This is a genomic window from Halobacillus sp. GSS1, from assembly GCF_017307035.1.
In the GTDB taxonomy this organism is placed as follows: Bacteria; Bacillota; Bacilli; order Bacillales; family Halobacillaceae; genus Halobacillus; species Halobacillus litoralis.
On sequence record NZ_JAFLHE010000003.1, the window covers coordinates 148967 to 172612 of the forward strand.

Annotated in this window: 21 protein-coding genes and 1 riboswitch; of the genes, 11 read left to right on the forward strand and 10 right to left on the reverse strand. The window is 44.8% G+C overall.

Features of this window, described 5'->3' with window-relative positions; translation table 11 throughout:
- Positions 1–267 precede the first annotated feature (267 nt).
- Positions 268–1176 carry a hypothetical protein gene (locus J0K78_RS09245; RefSeq protein ID WP_206946416.1) on the forward strand — a complete coding sequence of 303 codons (909 nt, stop codon included), beginning with the start codon at positions 268–270 and terminating at the stop codon, positions 1174–1176.
- Positions 1177–1248: 72 nt separating this feature from the next.
- Here J0K78_RS09245 and J0K78_RS09250 read toward each other — a convergent pair whose 3' ends face one another.
- From J0K78_RS09250 to J0K78_RS09270, 5 genes are all read right to left on the reverse strand, one after another.
- A complete protein-coding gene (locus J0K78_RS09250) occupies positions 1249–1869 on the reverse strand; it encodes an NUDIX hydrolase (RefSeq protein WP_206946417.1) in 621 nt (206 codons plus the stop codon).
- Positions 1870–1930: 61 nt separating this feature from the next.
- Positions 1931–3874 (reverse strand): ABC transporter permease, encoded by a 1944-nt coding sequence (locus J0K78_RS09255; RefSeq protein ID WP_206946418.1) that lies wholly within the window; start codon positions 3872–3874, stop codon positions 1931–1933.
- Complete coding sequence (locus J0K78_RS09260) at positions 3864–4625, reverse strand: ABC transporter ATP-binding protein (RefSeq protein ID WP_206946419.1); 762 nt, start codon at positions 4623–4625, stop codon at positions 3864–3866. The genes J0K78_RS09255 and J0K78_RS09260 overlap by 11 nt, the downstream gene beginning before the upstream one ends.
- 99 nt (positions 4626–4724) lie before the next feature.
- Complete coding sequence (locus J0K78_RS09265; RefSeq protein ID WP_206946420.1) at positions 4725–5729, reverse strand: sensor histidine kinase; 1005 nt, start codon at positions 5727–5729, stop codon at positions 4725–4727.
- The gene (locus J0K78_RS09270) at positions 5726–6409 is read right to left on the reverse strand and encodes a response regulator transcription factor (RefSeq protein WP_206946421.1); all 684 of its coding nucleotides are present in this window, start codon (positions 6407–6409) and stop codon (positions 5726–5728) included. The genes J0K78_RS09265 and J0K78_RS09270 overlap by 4 nt, the downstream gene beginning before the upstream one ends.
- A 190-nt stretch (positions 6410–6599) precedes the next feature.
- Here J0K78_RS09270 and J0K78_RS09275 point away from each other — a divergent pair, with 190 nt between their 5' ends.
- From J0K78_RS09275 to clpP, 3 genes are all read left to right on the forward strand, one after another.
- A complete protein-coding gene (locus J0K78_RS09275; protein WP_370551103.1) occupies positions 6600–7667 on the forward strand; it encodes a branched-chain amino acid aminotransferase in 1068 nt (355 codons plus the stop codon).
- Between the two features lie 382 nt (positions 7668–8049).
- Positions 8050–8706, forward strand: coding sequence for a sigma factor-like helix-turn-helix DNA-binding protein (locus J0K78_RS09280; protein WP_206946423.1), 657 nt, complete (start codon positions 8050–8052; stop codon positions 8704–8706).
- 15 nt (positions 8707–8721) lie between these two features.
- Entirely contained in the window at positions 8722–9303 is a 582-nt protein-coding gene (gene clpP, locus J0K78_RS09285) for an ATP-dependent Clp endopeptidase proteolytic subunit ClpP (protein ID WP_206946424.1), read from the forward strand.
- A gap of 28 nt (positions 9304–9331) precedes the next feature.
- Here clpP and dapA read toward each other — a convergent pair whose 3' ends face one another.
- On the reverse strand, positions 9332–10228 hold the full coding sequence (dapA, locus tag J0K78_RS09290) for a 4-hydroxy-tetrahydrodipicolinate synthase (RefSeq protein ID WP_206946425.1): 897 nt from the start codon (positions 10226–10228) through the stop codon (positions 9332–9334).
- 120 nt (positions 10229–10348) lie between these two features.
- Positions 10349–10527, reverse strand: a riboswitch (Lysine riboswitch).
- 741 nt (positions 10528–11268) lie between these two features.
- Here dapA and J0K78_RS09300 point away from each other — a divergent pair.
- Positions 11269–11691, forward strand: coding sequence for a hypothetical protein (locus J0K78_RS09300; RefSeq protein ID WP_206946426.1), 423 nt, complete (start codon positions 11269–11271; stop codon positions 11689–11691).
- 155 nt (positions 11692–11846) lie between these two features.
- Positions 11847–13106, forward strand: a complete 1260-nt coding sequence (locus J0K78_RS09305) for an MFS transporter (protein WP_206946427.1) — start codon at positions 11847–11849, stop codon at positions 13104–13106.
- Positions 13107–13395: 289 nt separating this feature from the next.
- Here J0K78_RS09305 and J0K78_RS09310 read toward each other — a convergent pair whose 3' ends face one another.
- The 3 genes from J0K78_RS09310 to desA all read right to left on the reverse strand — a co-directional run bounded on the left by J0K78_RS09310 (position 13396) and on the right by desA (position 16257).
- Positions 13396–14007 (reverse strand): response regulator transcription factor, encoded by a 612-nt coding sequence (locus J0K78_RS09310; protein ID WP_206946428.1) that lies wholly within the window; start codon positions 14005–14007, stop codon positions 13396–13398.
- 2 nt (positions 14008–14009) lie between these two features.
- A complete protein-coding gene (locus tag J0K78_RS09315; RefSeq protein WP_206946429.1) occupies positions 14010–15140 on the reverse strand; it encodes a sensor histidine kinase in 1131 nt (376 codons plus the stop codon).
- Between the two features lie 67 nt (positions 15141–15207).
- Entirely contained in the window at positions 15208–16257 is a 1050-nt protein-coding gene (gene desA, locus J0K78_RS09320; RefSeq protein ID WP_206946430.1) for a Delta(5) desaturase DesA, read from the reverse strand.
- A 254-nt stretch (positions 16258–16511) separates the two neighbouring features.
- On the opposite strand from desA, the gene J0K78_RS09325 reads away from it, so the two are divergent.
- From J0K78_RS09325 to J0K78_RS09340, 4 genes are all read left to right on the forward strand, one after another.
- On the forward strand, positions 16512–16946 hold the full coding sequence (locus tag J0K78_RS09325) for a universal stress protein (protein WP_206946431.1): 435 nt from the start codon (positions 16512–16514) through the stop codon (positions 16944–16946).
- 346 nt (positions 16947–17292) lie between these two features.
- Positions 17293–18210 carry a proline dehydrogenase family protein gene (locus J0K78_RS09330; protein ID WP_206946432.1) on the forward strand — a complete coding sequence of 306 codons (918 nt, stop codon included), beginning with the start codon at positions 17293–17295 and terminating at the stop codon, positions 18208–18210.
- 32 nt (positions 18211–18242) lie between these two features.
- The gene (gene pruA / locus J0K78_RS09335) at positions 18243–19790 is read left to right on the forward strand and encodes an L-glutamate gamma-semialdehyde dehydrogenase (RefSeq protein ID WP_160910593.1); all 1548 of its coding nucleotides are present in this window, start codon (positions 18243–18245) and stop codon (positions 19788–19790) included.
- Positions 19791–19952: 162 nt separating this feature from the next.
- Positions 19953–21260 (forward strand): PucR family transcriptional regulator, encoded by a 1308-nt coding sequence (locus J0K78_RS09340; protein ID WP_242517802.1) that lies wholly within the window; start codon positions 19953–19955, stop codon positions 21258–21260.
- A gap of 127 nt (positions 21261–21387) precedes the next feature.
- On the opposite strand, the gene J0K78_RS09345 is transcribed toward J0K78_RS09340, so the two are convergent.
- Entirely contained in the window at positions 21388–23037 is a 1650-nt protein-coding gene (locus J0K78_RS09345) for an FAD-dependent oxidoreductase (protein WP_206946433.1), read from the reverse strand.
- A gap of 198 nt (positions 23038–23235) precedes the next feature.
- On the opposite strand from J0K78_RS09345, the gene J0K78_RS09350 reads away from it, so the two are divergent.
- Positions 23236–23586 carry a YidH family protein gene (locus J0K78_RS09350; RefSeq protein ID WP_160910596.1) on the forward strand — a complete coding sequence of 117 codons (351 nt, stop codon included), beginning with the start codon at positions 23236–23238 and terminating at the stop codon, positions 23584–23586.
- Positions 23587–23646: the final 60 nt, after the last annotated feature.

Here is a 23646-nt window from a genome sequence, read left to right on the forward strand (position 1 = left end):
ATAAACTTATAATCGGCTCCAACCCTCGTCAAATGTACGCCATGTGGAAACGAATAACATCAGACTGACACCTTCCGTTAGTGGTCACTTTTTCATTGAGAAATTTGAAAAGTTTGTAAAAGATTAAGTTATCGCTTTCCTTTATTCGACAAGAACATTATAGTAAACATAGATATGAGCAGCCGTAGACGAAGCTTTTCCAGAATCCTGTCACATCCCGGCGTCTACATTGAAAACCCGCAGCAAAACAGTCATGGAGGGTACACAATGTTCAAGTGGTTTAAGAAAAAGAAGAAAAAATCGATGACCATGATGACAGTATTGTCTCTTTTCATCTTAGGGGCTTGTACTGTTGGACCAGGAGGGATAGAGGCGAAAAGCTGGAAGCAAGTCCTGGAGCAGGCGGAGGATTTGAAGTATTCAGAAGAGGTGACAGACGGCCTTTATAAACAGCTTCGTAAAGAGGCAGAAGGACCGCTTCCTTTTTCAGATGCATTAGTTGAAATTCAATCGTTGAGTAAAGTGAAGGCTATGGATTTATACTTAGATCGTAACAACAAAAAAGTGAGACCGGGTGAAATCCGTGCTATCGTCAATGGTGTGTTCGGCATTGACCTTGAAGCGGTTTCTGAACTGGGTGTTGGAAAACAAAAGAGCACCTACTCTGATGACGTGCTTCAAAGAGTGAGAGAAGCGCTGGAGGAGCAAGTCAGTGACGAAGCGATCATTGATATGACAAAGGTAGAGGTGATGGACTTATACTGGGAGACCTTTGATGGGAGAATGTCCGGCGAGGAGATGCGCACGATGATTAATGCCATTTTTGGAATTAATTTAACGGGCATATCGGGACTTGAAGGCACAGGAGTTGCTCTTTTCTCGAAAAACCAGTGGATTTCCCGTTATGAGCATGATTTGTTTGTCGTCCATACAGGAGCAGATGATGTAGATGTTTGGATTTATCCGACGGATTATTATAAAGAGCAGACAGGTATGGAGGAGATCCCTCAGGAGTTGGAAACATCCCTTACCGCTTTAGGTTTTGTCTATAGTGAGGAGAAAGACGCGATTTATTACGCAAACCCTGCGGGGGAGTCGGTGCCTGACAACTTCAAAGGCAAGACCATGGGAACGGTTATAGGTTTCATTAAAAAGAATGATGAAGATTTCCGGTAATGAAAAAGCTCTGCGTCATGACGCAGAGCTGTTTTACTGCCTGTTTTTCTGTAGATAAACAGGCAGAAGGATTTATTTTTTCAGAATATCCACGAAATGGGAAAGGATTCTTGCTGTCATCCCCCAAATCACTTTATCACCGTATATATAAAAGTATTCCTCAAGCTGACGCGTTCGCCAGTTGTATTCTTCTCCGCCGGGAATCAAATCGAATGGGAAATTCGCTTCCGGCTGTGCTTCGAAGTGGACGTAGTGGATGCGCGGCCCATTTTCCATGAAAAAGGAAAGCGGCACGGTAAACACTTCACGGACTTCATCAGGGTTACGGACGAGGTCGCCTTCGCTCACATTCAAATATCCGGCAAATGTGTAGACGATCATACCGAAAGGTGAAATCAGGTAGTCGAGCGGATGGACTTCTGTGAACTGCCCTGATTTCACGCCTAATTCTTCTTCCGTTTCACGGATTGCCGCTTCTTTTGCAGAAGGGTCCTCAGGGTCGATTTTTCCACCTGGAAAACAAATCTCCCCCGGTTGTCTTCTCAGCTGATGGGAACGCACTTCGAAAACGACATGAAGCTCATTGTTTTTTTCGATAATTGGTAAAAGGACAGCGAACTTACGGAACTGTTCGTGTCCAAGAACAGAGGGCTTGTGTTTTTTCACTGTCTCAAAAATGGTTTTTGCGTCCATAGTTTTCACCTCGTCTTTTTACTATACCAGAACATTCTTCGGAATAGAAAAGAGGCACTCATCAGAGCGCCTCTTTAATGATTTTTTTGTAATAAAGCACAGACAGCAGTCCGAAAATGGAATAGAAAGCGGTGTAAAGCCCCATGACAATCAGCATCGGTGTCCATAATTCGGTCCCGAAAAAGAACCAGCCCGATTTGACGGCAAAGTAGCTGTGCAGGAGTCCAATCAATAAAGGGATACCGAAGTTAAATAACTGTTTCCCTTGAATTCCTCGTAAAAGGTCGCCACGGGTAAATCCGAGTTTTCTTAAAATCGTATAGCTGCCCTTTTCGTCTTCGCCTTCATCCATCTGTTTGAAGTAAAGCACACAACCGGATGTAATCAGGAAGGTGAGACCGAGGAAGCCGACGATAAACATGACGAGCCCCATGTTTTGTTTCTGCGACATCGCACTATGCCACTGAGAGCCGTTTTCTCTTCCTTCATCCAGCCCCATATCAGCAAATATTTCGTAAGCCTCTTCTTGTTTACTGGAATCTTCGAGGTTCACTCCGGTATAGAGCGTAGATTTTGTCTGGATTTCAGGGTTGTAGTTCTGGCTCAGCTGTTCAAATAATGCCTCATCAACGACTCCGATTGGAAGGCCGCCTGCAACGTAATAGGAAGAGAGCAAGTATTCTTCTTCGAGCCCTCGATATTCCAGTTCGCGCCAGTTTCCGTCCAATAAGATCTGTACATTCCCTTCATCATGGAGAGAGATAAAGGACTGCATCAAATCCGTATAACCGGTGAGTTTCATTTCCCCTTCATTGAGTTCGATTCCGTCTGTATGGACTTCACTGATAACGGAGAAGGTCGTCTGTTCGGTGTTGAAATTCAACTCTTCCAAATTTGCATCGAGGATGTCTTTGACGTTGAATTCTGCTTCGTATACGGAAATTGATTTTTCTGTGTAGGCAATCCCTTCTTCTTCCAGATGGTCCATAAAGGCATCCGCCTTTTCAGGTTCAATGATGGAAAAATCATCCGGTACCGTCGTCTCAGCCAGTTTCTCTGCCGAATAGTAGGAGATATACATCAGCGAAAGTAAGCTGATCGCTAGTGCGGACACCGTCGTAATTACCGTCAGCAAAAAGGCGTTTGACTTCATCCGGAACATGACAGACGACAAGGACAGGACTTCGTTAATGTTCAAATAGCCGTTTTTATTTTTTCGTATCAAATTGGAGACGAAGCGGACCGATCCTTTATACAAAAAATACGTTCCTATGATGACGGACCCTAGAATATAAAGCATCGCCAGGTAAAATCCGTTGATCGTCGTAATGCTTCCTTCGAACAGCTGGGAGGATAGATAATACCCGGATGCAATCAACCCGATGCCGAGTATGCCCATCAGATGTTCCCAGACCGACAGCTTTTTCACTTTTCCTTGTGCGCTTGAAGTTACACGGAAAAGAGAAAGGATCGATTGTCTGTGAATGAACAGATAGTTCGTCGCCATGATGACGAGATAGATTCCGGCAAATACGATCAGCGTCTGGAAAAAGGCCTGGGTGGAAAAATTGAGCTCAGCGATTTCATTCACACCGACGACACGAAAGAAACTCATCAGGATCAATTTGGAAATGGCAAAACCGATAAAAATCCCGACGGCCAGCGACCCGAAATATATCATCAAGTTCTCGACGCCTAAAATACGGGCGATGCGGTTTTTCGTCATGCCGATCAGCTGGAACAAGCCGATTTCCTGACTTCTTCTTTTAATGAACAACGCATTGGCATAAAATAGAAAGATAGCCACAATCGCAATTAGCAGAATAGAGGCGACTCTGACTGCCGCTTCGCCTTTGACCGATCCATCCTGACTCATGGAGGGATCATACTGTAAGGTGACGAATGAAAAGTACAAGGCTACACTGAAAATGAGTGCAAAGACATAGAGATAATAGTTTTTCAGGTTCTTTTTCAAGTTACGGAAGATCAGTTGATTAATGGTCATATTGAACACCGCCAAGGACGCCCTGGGTCTTCATAATGTCTTTAAGGAACGTCTGCCTCGTCTGGTCGCCTTTATTGAGCTGCGTATAGATCTGTCCGTCTCTGATAAAAATGACACGGCTGCTGTAGCTGGCGGCGACAGGATCGTGCGTGACCATTGCAATCGTCGCTTGACGCTTCTCATTCATTTCACTCAGTTTATCTAAAAGGTCGGAGGCCGATTTGGAATCGAGTGCTCCCGTCGGCTCATCAGCGAAGATGATGCTTGGTTCGTGGATGAAGGCCCGTGCAGCCGAGGTCCGCTGCTTCTGCCCACCTGAGATTTCATTCGGGTATTTATTCTGGATGTCTTCAATGCCTAGTTCCTTCGCTACCGCCTCAAATTTCGCCTGCGCCTCCTTTTTGGACACTTTGGAAATCGATAGAGGCAGAAGGATGTTCTCTTTGACCGTAAGAGTATCCAACAGATTGTACTCTTGAAAAATAAAGCCGAGATGATGTTTTCGGAATTCAGCGAGTTTCTTATCCTTTTGCCCTGTGATCTCCTGCCCATCTATGGAAATTGTTCCGTGACTGACGCGGTCAATGGAGGATAAAACGTTAAGGAGCGTCGTTTTCCCCGATCCCGATGCGCCCATGATCGTGACGAACTCCCCGCGCTGGATGGAAAGGTCAATACCCTCCAAGACATGTTGTTTCATAAACTTGTTTCCGTAACTTTTATGAATCTTTCGTGCGACTAGTAAACTCATTTCGTTACCCCCTTCATGCTATGACTTTATTGTAGAACCACTCGAAATTTTTTTCCTTCGATTCATCTAACAAAATGACGGAAGCATGTGACAGTTTTGTCACATGCTTCTGAGCTTCGTAAATTCATTCGGTTCCGGGAACAGGAGGATGAATGTTGTTCCTCTTCCGAGTTCAGATCGCACATCAATGTCGATCTTCAATGCTTTCCTGATCTGGTCCGTCAAATAGAGACCCATACCAGTCGCCGCTTGATCCTGGTGGGTTGTCGTTGAAGTGAACCCTTTTTCAAAAATGCGTGAGAGATCCCTCGGATCGATACCGCGCCCCTCATCCTGAATGATAAGCTTCACGCGCCCGGCTTCATCTGTACTTGAGATGGTAATGTCCGATTCCTCGCTGTATTTAATCGCATTTGTCATCAGCTGTCTGCATATAAATGCTAGCCATTTCGCATCCGTCAGCACCGTTTCCGCTCGAAGATCAATTTCAAAGCCGATTCCTTTTTGCATGCACCATGACCGGAGCGATTTAATTTCATTAAACAACAGTGGTTCAAGCTCCACTTCTTCAATATAAAGGTCGTTTTCGATAAAAGGGATCCGTTTCTGATGCAGCTGCTGGTCAAGGAGCAGGTGGATACGCATCCATTCAAAAGTCAGCTGTGACTTCAGTTTGAAATCGTCGATGCGATCGATGATCAACCGCATCGCCGTCATCGGTGTTTTCACTTCATGGATCCATGATAAAAGCTCGTCCTTTTCCTGTTCGAGTAAACTCTGGTTACGGGATGATTCCTGCTTCAACTGTTCCATTTGATCACGTACATTTGTCTCGATGACCGCTTCGAAAGGACTATCAGCCTCAGGGAATGTCGTTAAATCGAGGTCATTGTCCCGCTCCTCGAGTTCGGTATAAAATCGAGTTTCTTTATGGTAGCGGATGAAAAGGAAAAGAACGACCAGAAGTCCTGATAACAATATGTAGTAGAGCATGGAAGAAAGCGGAACGGTCTGATCAACGATCGCAACGAACAGGGCGAGCAGCTGAAGGATGACGATGAGAAGAATCCAGCTGATTCGTTCGATCAGGAATTTTCGGATCATGAATCATCCCTCGCCACATACCCTTGGCCGACCTTCGTCTCAATGGCATCATCAAGACCGAGATCTGCAAGCTTTTTCCGCAGGCGATTGACGTTGACCGTGAGCGTGTTGTCACTGACAAATCGTTCGTCTTCCCACAAACGCTGGATGATTTCTTCACGACTGACAATTTTGCTTTTTTTCTCAATCAGCTGTTTTAAGATGAGCATTTCATTTTTTGTGAGGTCAACCGTTCCACCATCATTTGAGATGCGGTTCCGTTCATAATCTATGGTGGCTCCAAGCCACGTTTTCAATTCATTCTGGTCGGTGTTGTAGTTATAAACCCGACGTAGAATCGCCTGTACTTTTGCGATCAGCACATCAAAGTGGAACGGTTTTTGTATGAAGTCGTCCGCACCGAGGTTCATCGACATCACCATGTCTGTCGGGTGATCCCTTGAAGAAAGGAAGATGATGGGGACGTTGGAATGTTCCCGGATCATCCGGCACCAGTGGAAACCGTCAAACTTCGGAAGCTGAATATCGATGATGACAAGATGAGGATCCACATGCGTAAATACATCCATCACCCGGCTGAAATCATGGATACCATGAACATCATAGGACCACTGAGACAGACGCTCGACCATTTCATGAAAGAGAGTATGGTCATCTTCAATTAACAGCAATTTGAACAATAGGGACACCGCCTTTCCGTATTTTACCTTTTCATAGTATAGCAAAAGATGAGTGGTCCGCGCATTTTACTACAAGAAAGCGGCAGTGTAGTAAAAATTTTTTGATCATTCCGTCAAATGCCCTTTAAAAAAGAAGAGGATGGGCGTAGAATGGATACTAATATTCGAAGCCCACCATAGAAAAGGAGTCATGAAAATGTCATTGAACATCGTCGAAGCAACCCATAAAAAAGCCAAACCAGAAAGTGAAAAGATTCCTTTCGGACGAACCTTCACGGATCATATGTTTGTGATGGATTATGAAGAGGATAAAGGATGGCATGAACCACGAATCGTGCCTTATGAACCACTAACGCTCGATCCTGCGGCGATGATCTTCCATTATGGACAGACCGTTTTTGAAGGATTGAAAGCCTACCGCACGGATGATGACCGCGTGCTTCTTTTCCGTCCTGAAAAAAACTTTGAGCGCTTGAACCTGTCCAGTGACCGTTTGAGCATCCCACCGGTCGATGAAGAGGAAGTGCTTGGTTACTTGAAAGAATTGGTTCAGCTCGAAAAAGACTGGGTCCCTTCTTTTGAAGGAACGTCGCTGTACATACGACCATTTATTATTGCGACAGAACCAAGCCTTGCGGTGGCTCCATCCAAATCATATAAATTAATGGTGATCTTATCACCGGTCGGGCCGTATTTCTCAGGCGGCATCAAACCGGTAACGATTAACGTGGAAGACAAATTCACACGTGCGGTTAAAGGCGGAACCGGTATGGCGAAAACCGCTGGAAACTATTCTTCTGGCTATCAGGCTCAAGCGAAAGCCGTAGAGGAAGGAAACAACGATGTCCTTTGGCTTGATGGCGTAGAGAAACGCTACATCGAGGAAGTTGGAAGCATGAATATCTTTTTCAAAATTGATGGAGAAATCGTGACTCCAGCATTGAGTGGAAGCATTCTGCAGGGTATTACGCGTACGTCAATTCTTGAGCTTTTGCGTGAATGGGAAATTCCTGTAACTGAACGAAGGATTTCAATTGATGAACTGTATCAGGCCTATGAAGACGGCAAGCTCGAGGAAGCCTTCGGCACGGGAACTGCAGCTGTCATTTCGCCGGTCGGGGAGTTGAACTGGCTCGGCAAGAAGATGGTCATAAACAACCATGAAATCGGTGCCTTATCGCAGGAACTTTATGATACGATCACAGGGATTCAGCGTAGAAGAAAAGAAGATCGCTATGGTTGGACAGTGGAAGTATAAAAAGGAAGCCTCAGGCATTGGTGCCTGAGGCTTTTTTAATGATCATTTTTTTTTTGATTCAGAAAAGTGATTAGTGACATTAAGATGAAGTATAGCAGGAAAACGATCGCAAGGCTCACAAACCAATCGAATGCTTCATGGAGAAAAGGACTAAGCATGATGACAGCGAGAAGAAAAAGGACCCGGGCTATGTCTTTCTTCTGATTCTTCCGAGTGGACACGTTACCTCTCCTTTTTCCAACCTTTAACCCAAAATGGATAACCTTAAGCTTTTTTAACCAAAGGTGTTTAGATGATCACTATAGAATAAAAATAGAAATACCCATATCTTTTTCATGGATTTTTCCGTTATAGCTGTGAGAGGTCGAAAGGAGTGTGAAAGGTGGAGCTGAATACGAGTCAATTCAATTGGAAGCTTGGGCTTGAGGATATCGAGAAGAACTATGAGAAACTATTACGCTATTGTCTTTTCTTAACGAGCGATGGATGGGACGGAAGAGACCTTGCCCAGGAGTCGGTGGCAAGGGCGTGTGAGCATTATGATGCGGATGATATAAAACCAGCCCTTCTTAAGAAAATCGCCTACCATGTCTGGGTAGATCAAAAGCGCAAGGAAAAAATGGAACCCTTGGTGAAGAGCGCATCGGATGACTTTGTCATAAAAGAAGAAACTGTCGATGAAACATTAGTTCAGCTTTTGTTAGAGAAATTAACGGTGAAGCAAATGCTTACCTTTATTTTGAAGGAAGCTTTTCATTATAAGATTTCTGAAATAGCAGAATTGCTACAAATGAAAGAAACAGGGGTGAAGGCATTATTGAAGCGCTCGCGTGACAATCTTAACAGGTGTGCAGAGGTGGAAAGGCTTCAAATCATGCGTACCCGCTCAGAGGACGATCTTCTATACCAAACCTTGGTTAGAACGCTAACCATACAGGATCCAGCTGTATTGATTGAAAAGATCCCAGTCCTCCTTAAACCAGCTTCCAGAAATCAGCTTCCAGGATCACCTTTAAACGATCTCTCCTTAGCAGCATAAAAGGAGGGAAATCTGATGAATACGATTCCTTATGTCATTGAACAGACGAGCAGAGGAGAGAGGTCCTACGACATCTACTCCCGGCTTTTGAAAGACCGGATCGTTATGGTAAGTGAAGAAATCAATGACCACATGGCCAACAGCATCGTCGCCCAGCTTTTATACCTGGCAGCGGATGACCCGGAAAAAGATATCTCCTTGTATATCAACAGCCCCGGAGGATCGACGACTGCAGGGTTTTCTATCCTGGATACGATGCAGTATATCCAGCCGAATGTACGAACGATCTGTACCGGAATGGCGGCTTCTTTTGGGGCAATGCTTTTGTTGGCAGGTACCAAAGGAAAGCGGTATGCTCTGCCGAATAGTGAAATCATGATTCACCAGCCGCTTGGAGGAGCACGCGGGCAGGCAGCTGATATAGAGATTTCTGCTAGAAGAATCATTAAATTAAGGCAGCATATCAATGAAATCATCGCCGAACGCACGGGGCAGCCTGTAGAAAAGGTGGCAGAAGATACCGATCGTGATTATTTTATGAGTGCGGAAGAAGCGAAGGAATACGGGATTATTGATGAGATTGTCTACAAAAAATGAAAAAACCGCCCATGATGGGCGGTTTTTCTTATGAAGCCTTTACCGCTTCTTTCGGTTGTACTTTTTCAAGTTCACCGAGTACATGCTTTTGTTCTTCTTCTGTAAGCGGCAGGAGCGGAAGACGGACGCCGCCGACCTCTACACCTTTAGCATTCAGCGCTGCTTTCACAGGGGACGGGCTTGGTGCAGAAAAGATGGCATGCATCACAGGAACAAGCTTTTGGTGAAGGCGGGCGGCATAAGCAAAGTCGCCTTCGCGAAAACTTTGGATCATCTCCTGCATTTCATTTCCAATCACATGGGAGGATACGGAGACGATTCCTGTACCTCCAATAGAGATGAATGGAAGTGTATTGGAGTCCTCACCACTGTAAACGGCAAAATCATCGGATGTTTCACGAATGATTGCCGTTGCTGCATCAAGGTCACCGCTAGCTTCCTTAATCGCCACAATATTTTTGATTTGAGATAAACGAATGACGGTATCCGGCTCCATATTGATGACGCTTCTGCCTGGAATGTTATAAAGCATCACCGGAAGTGATGTGGATCTTGCAATCGTAGAGAAGTGCTGGTAAAGACCTTCTTGAGTTGGCTTATTGTAATAAGGGGTCACGAGCATGACAGCGTCGACGCCGATTTCCTCGGCTTTTTCAGTTAAATGGATGGACGCTCTCGTGTTATTGGATCCGGTCCCTGCAATGACAGGAACTCTTCCGTCAACCACTTCGACAACGAACTTGAAGAGACTCACTTTCTCTTCTGTCGTTAGTGTTGGTGATTCACCGGTTGTACCTGCAATGACAAGGCCGTCCGAACCATTTTCGATCAAGTGGTTGACTAACGTTCGGGTTGCATCAAAATCAATGTTCTCTTCTCTGTCAAATGGGGTCACCATCGCTGTTAATACCTGGCCGAAATTCATAACCTCACACCTTTGTTTAGAATTTTGAATACGTTCGAGGTTGTGAGGGCTAGGGCAGTCAAAATAAAAACGGCAGCAACGAGGGCTTCGCTGCTGCCGTAGAAACTTTTAACCGTTCCTGCGTAAGATAGCCCTCCATATAGTTTCCTATATGACAGTTCTGTACTTGTTCAGCAGCAGAACCAGCATCAGGGATATGAGATCCCTTTCGCTTCGGCAATTTCCCCTTTCCACCTTCATCTCAGGAGCTCATTCTCCTCCGACAAGTGTACTTATGTCATTGCACCTCTATCCTTACTTCAAAATCATTTGAAATAAGAAAATATTTAGTTAGTTAAAAGACTATCAAAAAAGTATCCATCTTACAAGTGGTAAGACAAGGGAACAAACAATTCGACAAAATCTCTGAGATTCTTATCTTAAGCTATATAGCAGGATTGTGGAAGACTCAGTTTCGAGATGTTTTCCGGGGTTCGTTGCCAGGATTGAGCTCAGGGGTGGCTGGGAAGCTACTCGCTTTCCTGCGGGGATGACGGCAAGCCTCCTCGGACTTCGTCCTGTGGGGTCTTGCCAGCCAATCCATTCCCGCTGGAGTCTCGCAGCTTCCCAACCACCCCTTTCGATGTAAAGGAGAAACGAACCCATGTACCAAGTTGGGTGGTCTTCAACTATCCAACTGTTAAAGTTATAAAACAATCCGAATCAAGGTTTTACGTACTATGGAGGTCTTCTAATCATCCACTTCCCGTATCCATACGAGCTGACTTTTCAGGAGTAGTTTCGAGAATCTTCCATGGCAAAGGGGCGGAGGGAAACGGTGAGACCCCAGAAGGCGTAGCCTGAGGAGGCTCACCGTTTCCCTCCGCCCCATGGAAAGCAATCCTTTTCCCGGAGCCCCTAGAATCACACGAACATCTCGAAACTGAGTCTTCAAGAATAGAGAGCGTTTCTTAATTAAGGAGAAATGGTGAGGATAGGCACGATTTGTGGGTTGGGTTCTTAATATAGGGTGTATGAGTTTTTTAGAAGGGACGGGTCGAATGAATCAGTATCCAAGTGATTATAGTTACGGGAATCAGGATCGGATCGTTTTCGGCGGTGGTGGGATGTTTAACCCAGGAGCTGGAGGAGGTTTTGGAGGAATGCTTCCCCCGGGCATGTGGGGTGGTGGAACAGGCGGACAGTGGCAGCAGCCGTTTCCGTGGGGAAGTTCAGGCGGTGGAGGATGGCAACCGCAGCCGTCCGTTCCTGGGCAGTGGGTAGGTCCTGGTGGTCTTCCTCCTGGGTACAACGGAGGTTTCCAACCCGGAGGTTCGTGGGGAGGAGCGTTTCCACCATCAGGCCAAAGCCAGCACGATTTGTACCGGACATGTATCAACAATTGTGCCGCACAGTTTGGATCCAATGACCAAGCATATTTTAATTGTATTAATCGCTGCCGTAGTCAATACATGGGCGGCTGATATCCCAGGGGTTTGCAACAAGCAAACCCCTTTTTACATAGATTAGGAGAATTTCAGCCTCGAGGCGGATGAAGATTCATTCCCGGGCACATCGATGAAGGTATGGACCTTTTATACAATGAAATCAACCAATAACATATGAAGGTGTGATTCAAATGACAGTTCATGAAATAGCGTTGCAACAATCAGAAACGGAATCGAAAGAGATTCCGTCCATATTTAAAAATCGAAACTTTTTGCTGCTATGGGGAGCGGCGCTTTTATCAAGCTTCGGTATTTCCTTTTTCCTTTTCTCACAAAGCTGGTATGTCGTCAATGTATTAGGTTTAGAGGCTTCCCTTGGCATTCTATATATTGCTGTCAGTATTCCACGGGTAGTATTCATGATTATCAGTGGAACGGTGGCGGATCGCTTTGATAAGACAAAAATCATGTTTTTGTCAGATTTCATCCGTGGTCTGCTCCTGATTGGTCTTGTCGTCTGGTTTATGTTTGGAGGGATTACGTTATGGACGTTTGTGACGTTCGCCTTCTTCTTCGGCATTCTGGATGCTTTTTTTTGGGCAGCGGAAAGTGCTGTCATTCCTTCAATCATTCATAAAGATAACTTGACGCGAGGCAATTCCATTATTCAAATGACCAACCAGACCTCCTTCATCCTTGCTCCGATGCTTGCCGGGATCATCATTGCCTTTGGAAACTATGAAATTGTGTTTGCGACAACAGCGGTTATGCTCATCGTGGCGAGTGCTTTCATTTTCTTTATGCGTGTACCAAGACTGAAAGGAGAGTCGGAGGAACAGAAAAGGTTTTGGGATGACTTTAAGGAAGGTTTGCTATACGTGAAAAATTCCCGTGTTATTTCACTTGTCGTTCTGACGACAATTTTTATGAATCTCTTCCTAGTCGGTCCTTTGACAATGGGACTTCCGTTATTTGTGAAGACCATTTTAGAAGGAACGGCCATGGATTTCAGCTTTCTTGAAGCAGGTTTGGCTGTGGGAATGCTGCTTGGTTCGATCGTGGTGGGTGTGTTGAATGTGAAAAAGAACCGAGGGAAAATTGGTATGTTGGCTCTGGTCATAGCAGGAATGGCGTTTACAGGACTCAGCTTCACAACGGAACTTTGGATGAGTATTCTTTGTCTTGGAATCTTCGGGTTCGCCTTATCGGGTTCCAATATTCCATTCGTTGCTGCGATTCAGAGTTTAATTGAAGAGAAGATGCTTGGGAGGGTAATGGGGCTCATTTCGCTTGCTTCTATGGGGCTCATCCCTGTCAGTTATGCTATAACATCAGGGGTTTTAGCTTTCGGCGTTTCCATCCATCACATTATGGCGGTCGGTGCGATTTTAGTAACGTTTTATTCTGTGTTTATTTTCTTTAAGTTCAAAGAGCTGAGAGACATCCAATAAGTAAAAAAACCAGGACCTAAGAAGGTTTTAGGATCCTATTTCGAGATAAGAATCGGCTGAAGACCTATAGAACCTTGCTGAGCAATTAAACGAACATGTCCGCCGATTCAAACTTTAAATACAGAAACCTCGCCTATAGGGCGAGGTTTTTTCACGTTCCTATGGAGTGCAATTATAGGCAGGTGGACGAGTTAGTGTGTGCGTGTGGATAAGTTTCTTGGAACGAACAGCCTAAGGGGAGGGAGTTGTCTAACAAAGTATCTCCTTCTAGAGAGAATCACTGAAAAAATCAACGTCGGGATTTTTTGTACCAGCCTTTTTCTTTAAACCTCGATATAGCTTCGATACGGTTGCTGACTTCTAATTTTTCCAAGATGACAGAAACGTAGTTACGCACGGTTCCCGGGGTGATGAACAACTCCTGGGAGATGTCTTTAGTGTTTTTTCCATCTGCCATCAGTTGGATTACTTCACGCTCACGTTCTGTTAAAGGGTTTTGCTGGGTAAACGCGAGGTCGACGAGTTCTGGATCAAAGATGCGCTGTCCGTTGGTGATTTTACGAATGGCTGTGGCAAGTTCTTCACTAGGGCTGTCCTTTAGCAGATATCCACTGACGCCGGCGCGGCGAGCGCGGTCGAAGTAGCCAGGGCGGGCGAACGTTGTCAAAATAATCACTTTGCACGGCTCTTCATATAATTCTTCAGCAGCATCCAGTCCATCTTTCACCGGCATTTCAATATCCATGATGCACACATCCGGTTTTAATTTTCTTACTAGCTCACAGGCTTCTTCACCGTTTTGAGCCTGGCCCACAACCTCCATGCCGTCTTCTAAATCAAGAAGTGCTCCAAGTGCGCCTAGAAGCATGCGCTGGTCTTCGGCAATCACGATCCGGATCATGCTTATCCCTCCTTTTCTTTGTTTTTGATGACGTTAGGAACGTGAAATTGTAGTTTCGTTCCATTTCTCGATTCAATTTCAAGCTTTCCGTTCACAAATTCGAGGCGTTCGCGCATGCCTTGTAATCCATTGCCACGAAAGGGCTCCAGTGAGGCGGGGAGGCCTTTTCCATTATCTTCAATACTGATGAGTATTTCAGTTGGGGACTGTTCTATAGTGACAAGGCAGGTCGTTGCTTTGCTGTGTTTTACAATATTTGTTGCAGCTTCCTTCAAACACATGCTGAGTACATTTTCCACGAGCAGGGGAGTATTGGTGACCTGGGGGTCTCCTTCGAACTGAAAGTGCATTTCTGCCGCTTCGATAATCTGCTGGACGCGGACGATTTCATCTTCGAGCTTCGTCCCTTTCATATTCGATACCATCTCCCTGACTTCCTTCAAAGCTGTCCTGGCTGTGTTGCGGATATCTTCCACTTCTTTATTGGCTTTTTCCGGTTGGGCCGTCATTAACTTGCGGGCGAGGTCACTTTTTAAACCGATCATCGAAAGCTTTTGTCCAAGTGTGTCATGGAGGTCTCTCGCAATTCTTTCCCGCTCTTCAATAACCATAAGTTGCGAAATTCGTTCATTTGCATCTTCCAATTCCCCTTCGAGTTTTTGTTGCTGGTTCCGGTATCGGACAGTAAATGGAAGGAGAATAACCCCGATCACGGTCACGATAATGAAAGGAAGGTTCGGGAAAAGAGAATCAATTTGGTAAATGAATGTCGTTGTAATCGCAATCAATGTAGACGTCAAATGGACGATATATAAAGATAAAAAACCTCCCAGATGTTTGATGTTTCCAATGAAATAGGCGATAAAGAGAGCGAAATAAATGTACCCGAACAGAGCCGTCATGACGATACTGATGGCCATCTCCACACTTACCCATAAATAGACGAATCGGCTGTTGGATATGAATGACAACCGGTAGGCGAGGAAGAAGATCAGCGTCATCAGAATGCCGAACAGCATTTCGTACATGGATGAAGAACGGAAAATAAAGAAAAAGGGCAGGAGACAAAAAATAATCCAGACGTATATGCTGAGCCCTGTATTTTTCGGGATGATTTGATACCAGTTCTGCATGGGGATGCACCTCCTTTTTCTTAGCATAAAGGAAAAGCCCATTCGAGGGAATGGGCTTTCAACTTCTTTATTCATCCTGGAAGCTTGGCTGCCTTTGGTCGAGCATGGCTAGGCGCTTCTTTTTCAGGAGTGGTTTCACTTCCTTGAAGGATACAAATGTTTTATTTTCTGTGTCATACAGTCGGAATCGGATTGATTCAAGGCTTGTTGCCAGCGTAATCGTCGTTGCATGTTTTAAAGGAGGTGTCTTTTCATGCGCTTCCTCCAATGCATAATTCGGAACCCTCGGAGCTAAATGGTGCACGTGGTGGAAGCCGATATTGCCGGATACCCACTGAAGCACTTTAGGAAGCTTGTAATAGGAGCTGCCATCGACGGCTGCTTTTACAAAATCCCACTCTGACTCGTCTTCGAAGTAAGAATCTTCGAATTGGTGCTGTACATAAAACAACCAGATGCCCAGTACGCCTGAAACATAAAGGACCGGGATTTGAATGATTAAGAAAGCTTCCCAGCCAATCGCAAAGATGATCAAGCTGTAGATGGCGAGCACAGCAATATTTGTCACATACGTATTGGTGCGCTCCTTCTTTTTAGCACCTTTCCGGTTGAAACGGTTGGAGACAAGGAATAAGTAAAGCGGTCCTAAACCAAACATGACAATCGGGTTACGGTAAAGGCGGTAGGCGAGTCTTTCTTTCCACGATGCTTTTATATACTCGTCCACGGTCATGACCCAAATGTCACCGGTGCCGCGTTTATCTAAGTTTCCGCTTGTTGCATGGTGAATCGAATGGCTTCGTTTCCACTTATCAAAAGGAAACAACGTAAGAATGCCTGTGATCGTTCCTATGATGCGGTTGGCCTTTTGGCTTTTCAAGAACGACTGATGCGTACAGTCGTGGAAGATGATGAAAAGACGAATGACAAATCCACCAGCAATCATAGCGACAGGAACGGCAAGCCATACAGAGACGGACAGGCTTGCATAGGCCAATACCCACAATAAAACGAAGGGGATGACTGTATTGATCAACTGGCGGATGCCTGCTTTTGTATCAGGTTTCGCAAAGGCTGAAACGCTTTTCTTCAGCTCTCGTTGTTTATCCTTGTTCATAATAACGACTCCTTCATATTTCTTCATGTTACTTATGATAGGAAAAACCTCTTCATTTTATAAGACATAAACGTCAGGACATTTATATGACACTTGTCATGGGTGTTTGTCTTTTCTTAGGAGGTGAATGGTTTAGGAGAATGAATGATTTTGTTGATCTTGCTCATCAGTTGTTGAGATCACCGTTAAGATAACGCTTACAATGTGATATAATGGAAATGATCATTGATACTCTATTATTGGAGGGTTACCCTATGACCAAACGAATTCTCGTTGCGTACGATGGGAGTGACATGAGTAGAGAAGCGGTGTGGGAAGCAAGGAACCAGGCGTGTGAAACTCCCAATAGGGAAATTCACATTGTAGCTGTTGTAAAACCTACAGGACCAGCAACAAACGCTGCAGTCTCTCATAGTATCGGAGACGAAATGGCAGAGAATTTTGCTTCAGAGATGGATGCCCTGAAGGAAGAAATGGCTACATCTGAAGTGGGCGTTATCACAGAGGTGATCATTAGTGATGTACAGGAAAACCCAGGTATTAGTATCTGTAAATATGCGGATGAGAAAGCGGTAGACTTGATTATTGTCGGGAACCGTGGACTTGGTAAAGTAAAAAAAATGCTATTAGGAAGCGTGAGCAATAACGTCGTACAGCATGCCACCTGCCCTGTATTAGTCATGAAATAGAGAAAAAGAAAGCCTGAAGATACTTCTTCAGGCTTTCTTTTTATACCCATAAAAACGTGTACTGCGTAGCCCTCCATAATCTGGTGTACCAGATCTTACATAAATACCCATAAAAACCAAATAAGAGGAAAGTGTGTTCCCGCCGGCGGTCTTTCATAAACGGAGGTTGGTCGCTTTTGTGTTTAAACTATAAAACTGGGGCCTTATCTTTGTGTTTGCTACACGTTGCTGAATGTAAGCGCTATTCGTTACAATTTTCTTAACAGTTCAAACATTATTACTTCCATTCCACCTAACGAGCCCACTTGGTGAATCAATAGGAGAATGATGAAAGGGTGTGGTGATCTTGGAAGCCATCAGTAAGAATTTTTTCTTATACCTTTCCAACAATAAGTTGTTAGATCGCTTTGCTAAGCGCTTTGGCAGTAAATTTGGGGCTGACAAGATAGTAGGGGGAGAAACGTTCTCCCAGGCAATTCCATTAATACAGCAATTGAACCATGAGGGTTTGGTCGTTACGGTTGACCATTTAGGAGAGTTTGTAGACTGTGAGGAAGAATCCAGAGACCGCGCGGGTGAATGCATCCGTTGTATTCAACAGATTGCGAGCAACCAGCTGCAGTCGGAAGTATCTCTTAAACTGACATCGCTTGGACTGGACATCAGTCACGAGTTGGTTATGGAAAATATGGAACTTATTTTGAAAGAAGCCCAGAAGCATGACATTACGGTCACCATTGATATGGAAGACTCGTCACGTTGCGGGGCTACCCTGGACATTTATCAGGAATTGAAAAAGGACTACCCGAACCTGGGTACGGTCGTACAGTCGTATCTATATCGAACCGATGAGGATCTCGATCGACTGAATGAGTGCCAACCTTACTTGCGTCTTGTAAAAGGGGCCTATAAGGAGTCTGGCAAAGTCGCTTTTCCTGAGAAGCATCTCGTCGACGATAATTTGAAGCATCTGATTAAGAAGAACTTGTTGAACGGCAACTACACAGCCATCGCAAGCCACGATGATGCGATTGTCGATTATACGAAGAAGCTTGTGGAAGAACACAACATTTCGAAAGACCGCTTTGAATTTCAAATGCTTTACGGAATGAGAAATCAAATGCAGAAAGATCTTCTCGAAGAAGGTTACAAAGTGAGAGTGTATCTTCCTTATGGAGAAGATTGGTACGGGTACTTCATGAGAAGGCTCGCCGAAAGACCAGCGAACATCGCCTTTGCTTTAAAAGGTGTTTTCAGTAAATAAAACTTCTACACATTAGAAAGGGGAATTTTATCATGGTCCAGCCTTATAAACACGAACCATTCACAGACTTTACAATTGAAGAAAACAAGAAAGCTTTCGAGGAAGCATTGAAGCAAGTGAAAGAAGAATTAGGGCAGCATCATGATCTTCTTATCGATGGCGATCGCATTCGCACAGACAATACGATTACTTCTACAAACCCAGCGGACACGAAGCAGGTCGTAGGTACCGTGTCGAAAGCGAACCAGGATTTAGCAGAAAAAGCCGTCCAGTCAGCAGCGACTGCTTTTGAAGACTGGAGAAAATGGGATCCGCGTGCTCGCGCTGAGCTATTGTTCCGTGCTGCTCACATTATCCGTCGTCGTAAGCATGAATTTTCCGCTTATCTCGTGTACGAAGTAGGAAAGCCATGGAAAGAAGCCGATGCTGATACAGCAGAAGCGATTGATTTCCTTGAGTATTATGGACGTCAGATGATCGAACTGAAGGAAGGAAAGCCAGTTGAGAGCCGTCCTGGTGAGCAGAACCGCTACATCTATACTTCTACAGGCGTTGCAGTTGTTATCCCGCCTTGGAACCTTGCATTCGCCATCATGGCAGGTACAACGGTCGCTCCTCTTGTTACAGGAAGCACGGTCGTCATGAAGCCGGCAAGTAACAGTCCGGTCATTGCTGCGAAATTCGTAGAAGTGCTAGAAGAAGCAGGTCTACCGAAAGGTGTGTTGAACTTCGTACCAGGAAGCGGTGGCGAAGTTGGCGACTATCTTGTCGATCACCCGAAAACGGCCCTGATTTCCTTTACAGGTTCCCGTGATGTCGGAACACGTATCATCAAGCGTGCGGCAGAAATTCAAGAAGGGCAGAATCACCTGAAGCAGGTTATTGCTGAAATGGGTGGTAAAGACACCGTCGTCGTCGATAAGGAAGCCAATATCGAGACAGCGGTTGATGCCATCATCGTCTCTGCCTTCGGATTCTCTGGTCAAAAATGTTCTTCTGGTTCCCGCGCCGTCGTTCACGAAGATGTGTATGACGAAGTGTTGGAAAAAGTAAAAGAACGTGCCGAGAAGCTGACCGTTGGAAATGCATCGGAAGAGAATGTCTATATGGGGCCAGTCGTTGACCAGGGCGCTTATGATAAGATCATGAGCTACATGGAAATCGGCAAAGAAGAAGGACGCCTTGTGACAGGTGGTAAAGGGGACGATTCGAAAGGATACTTCATCGAGCCGACGGTCTTTGCAGATCTTGCTCCAGACTCCCGCATGCAGCAGGAAGAAATTTTCGGACCGGTTGTCTGCTTTACTAAAGCGAAAAACTTCGATGAAGCCATCGACATTGCCAACAATACAGAATACGGGCTGACAGGAGCGGTCATCTCTGACAACCGTGACCACCTGGAAAAAGCGAAATATGACTTCCACGTTGGGAACTTGTATTTCAACCGTAACTGTACAGGCGCCATCGTCGGTTATCAGCCATTCGGCGGATTCAAGATGAGTGGTACAGACTCCAAAGCCGGAGGACCTGACTACCTTGCTCTACACATGCAAGCGAAGACGATCTCTGAAATGTTTTAAAAAAGCCTGAGGCTCTCCCAAACTTGGGGGAGCTTTTTTTTCTTAGACGAACACCGTTCTCTTTTAACTAAAGAAAGGAACAGGATGAGAGTTATTCACAATGCCTTAGATATATTTCTTTTTCTTTCCATCCACAACCGATATAATGGAGGGTAACGATACATGACATTCAACCTACTCGGAAAGGTCAGGATTCCTATGGAAGTCAAAGAATTGATCCTTCAGGCAGAAGATATTCATAAAGCGACAGAGCTGATCAGTTCGAAGTTGAAGAAGCCTGTCATTATTGAAAATAAAAATTTCGAATTGATTGCCTATAGTTCAACGTTTGATGATTTTGATCAGACCCAGCAGAAAACGATCCTTTCGAAAAAATGTCCCATTTTCATTATCGACCGTTTAAAGAAAGAAGGCATCGTCACTCGTCTGGAAAAACAGTCAGATCCTATTCGCGTCCATCCTATGGAAGACCTTGGGTTCCAACAGCGTGTCGTCATTGCAGCGAAACATCTTGGCCATACACTGGGGTACGTGTGGGTTCAGGAGTCAGACCAAGCATTGAACACGGAGGAAATGGAATTTTTAGAAGAAATCAATGCCCATCTAGGGAAATTAATTTATGACCAGTTCATGAAAGAGAACGCCAAAGAGGGTCGTAAAGAAGAGCTTCTCTGGCAGCTGCTTCACCATGAGTATGCCAGTGAAAGCCAGTTTCGTCATGATGCTTCTCTCGCCCAACTTAAAATCCCGAATCGCTTTTCAATCGTCGTCTTTTCTGTGACTGCTCCTCAATACAAGTCGATGCTGGATGACTTGGAGAGCACGGTCAATCGTTTCCGGACGAATCGTCAACTGTATTACTTAAAAACCGAATTTCAGCTGATTCTGTTTATTGAGGGAAGAGAAGCCGACCGCTTTTCATCCAGAGATATCGCGCGTGACCTCATTGATGTCGTAAAAGTGGAAACAGGCGAGGATGATTTCTATCATTTCCTCATTGGTGTCGGAAAAGAATACACGAAGATTTATTATATGCGAAAAAGCTTTCTTGAAGCGTTGGAAGTCATTGAGACCGCAAACTTCATCGGCCCTCGTCCTGAAACGATGCCGCGCGAGTTTTCCAAGCTTGGCTTATACCGATACTTAGCTGCATTGTATGAAAAAAACAGTTCGGAGGATTACTACAGTGAAGATTTGCTGACCTTGATTAAAAATGACACGGCAAAGCAGACGGAACTCCTTTTTACATTGGAAGCTTATCTTGCGAATAACGGGAAAGGAAAGCAGACAGCCAATGAACTGTTCATCCATCCCAATACGTTGAATTACCGAATCAAGCAAATTCAGGAGCTTACGAACATCGATTTCTCTGATTTTAATATGAAGGCCTATTTATACACTGAGTTATTGTTGTTGAATAATGTAGATAGCTATTATGAACGATACGAAGCAGCGGTGCAAAACAAATGACGTGGGTACCTGTCATAGTATCGGCCGGTTTTGCAGGCTGATTGTTGGAGCATCCGTTGTACCGAAATTTACTAATATCATGGCTGAAATAAAAGGAGGGGGCATAGAATATGTCCCCTCCTTTTCCTTATGCTTGGACGGCGCTTTCGTAAGTTTTGTAACCACCGCTCAAGTTCTTAGCTTGATAACCGTTATGGGTAAGGATTCTGGTAGCCAGATAACCTCTTAAACCAACCTGACAGTGTACATAAACAGGACGGTCATGAGGCAGTTCACTCAATCGGTTCCTTAACTCTCCTAAAGGAATATGGATGGACCCTTCAATCGCTCCGTTTTCCCTCTCCTTCTGCTCTCTGACATCTACAATGATTTCCCCTTCTGCAAGGAGGTCCGATACTTCATGGTAGTGAAAAACGGAGACTTCACCATCGATTACATTGGAAGCTACGTAACCTGCCATGTTCACAGGGTCTTTTGCTGATGAGTACGGAGGCGCATACGCCAACTCCAAATCTGCAAGGTCAGCAGCCTTCAAATCCCCTTTAATGGCTGTTGCAATTACATCAATTCTTTTCTCTACACCTTTCACACCGACACCTTGGGCCCCCAGTATTCTCCCTGTGGTCGGATTGAACAGCAACTTCAGGGATACCGGGCTTCCGCCAGGGTAATAGGACGCATTTGATGCCGGATGAATATGAATGGCCTCGTAATCTTTTTGAAGAGCTTGCAAAAGTTTTTCGTTATTTCCGGTAGTCGCAACGGTAAGGTCGAAAATTTTTGCTACGGATGTTCCCAATGAACCTGAATAAGACACAGTTTGACCATGGATATGGTCAGCAACAAGGCGCCCTTGACGGTTGGCCGGCCAGGCAAGTGGAATCATCGCCGGGGTTTGCTGGATATAATCTTTGACTTCAATGGCATCTCCAATGGCGTATATGTGCTCATCCTTCGTTTGGAGGTGTTCATTTACCACGATGCCGCCACGATCTCCGATTTCCAGGTCCGCTTTTTTAGCAAGGTCATTTTCAGGTCGGACACCAATGGACAAGATGGTTAAATCGCTCGCAATGGAACGGCCGCTCTCTAAAAGGATTTTTCTCCCCCGGTCTTCAAATGACTTTACTCCGTCATTAAAGATCAAGTTCACTCCGTGTTTTTTCAATTCTTTATGCACCATGGCTGCCATTTCGTAATCAAGTGGGGCCATCACCTGGCTGCCAAGTTCAACAATCGTTACTTTTACGCCACGGTGAACGAGGTTTTCTGCCATTTCCAGGCCAATAAACCCTCCACCTATAATGACCGCATGTTCTGGTGTTTGATCGTCCACCCATCCTTTAATTTTATCCGTATCAGGAACTGTCCGAAGTGTGAACAAGTTTTCAGCTTCTTCCAAGCCTTTAAAAGGTGGAATAATCGGCTTCGCTCCAGGGGATAAGATGAGTGTATCGTATGTTTCCTCATAGGTTTCACCAGTATCCACTTTTTGAATGGTGAGCGTTTTTCTTTCCCGGTCAATCCCTGTCGCTTCACTAAGGTTGCGGATATCGAGGTTGAATTTCTTGGACATGCCTTCAACGGTTTGAACAAGGAGCTGGTCCCGGTCTTTAATCACTTCTCCAATATAATAGGGCAAACCACAGTTTGCGAATGAAATATAAGGCCCTTTTTCTATCATAATGATTTCATTTTCTTCACTCAGGCGTCTTAATCTGGCTGCAGCCGTTGCACCGCCGGCCACACCACCCACAATGATAATCTTTTTAGCCATCGTAATCCTCCCCCTTATCTCTTAATGTGAAACCTTTCACATTAAGTCTTATCTACAGTTTACTCTCAGGTTCTCAAGAAATCAATATACCCCTATGTGTATATTTTGTGACGAACTTTTTTAATAAAAAGAGGATTCGTGCATGAGGGAGTGCTTACGTTGTAAGATATAGATAGTGGAAAAAGGAGATGGTGTTCGATGGTCGATGAAAGAAAGCTTATTCAGCAGCATTTAGCTAATGAACGTACCTATTTAGCTTGGATTCGGACGAGTATTGCCCTTGTCGGAATCGGGTTTTTAGCTACGACACTCCATGTTTCAGCGCTTCCGATGGCTGGAGATGTGGCGAATAGTCTGGCCATGCTCGTCAGCATTTCCTCATTGTTTCTTGGTGTGATGACAATTATTGGTGCGACCGTGAATTATTATCAAACGCGGAAGAACATCAATGAAAACCGTTTTGTATCATCCCACCGGATTATTGTCTATATGACGTCGGTGGCCTTTTTGCTATTTATTTTGGTGACCACGTATTTATTTTTTGTGTAATTCCTTCTATAAAGAAAAAGCCTCGCTGTCCTGTCAGCGAGGCTTTCTTATATGGGGATT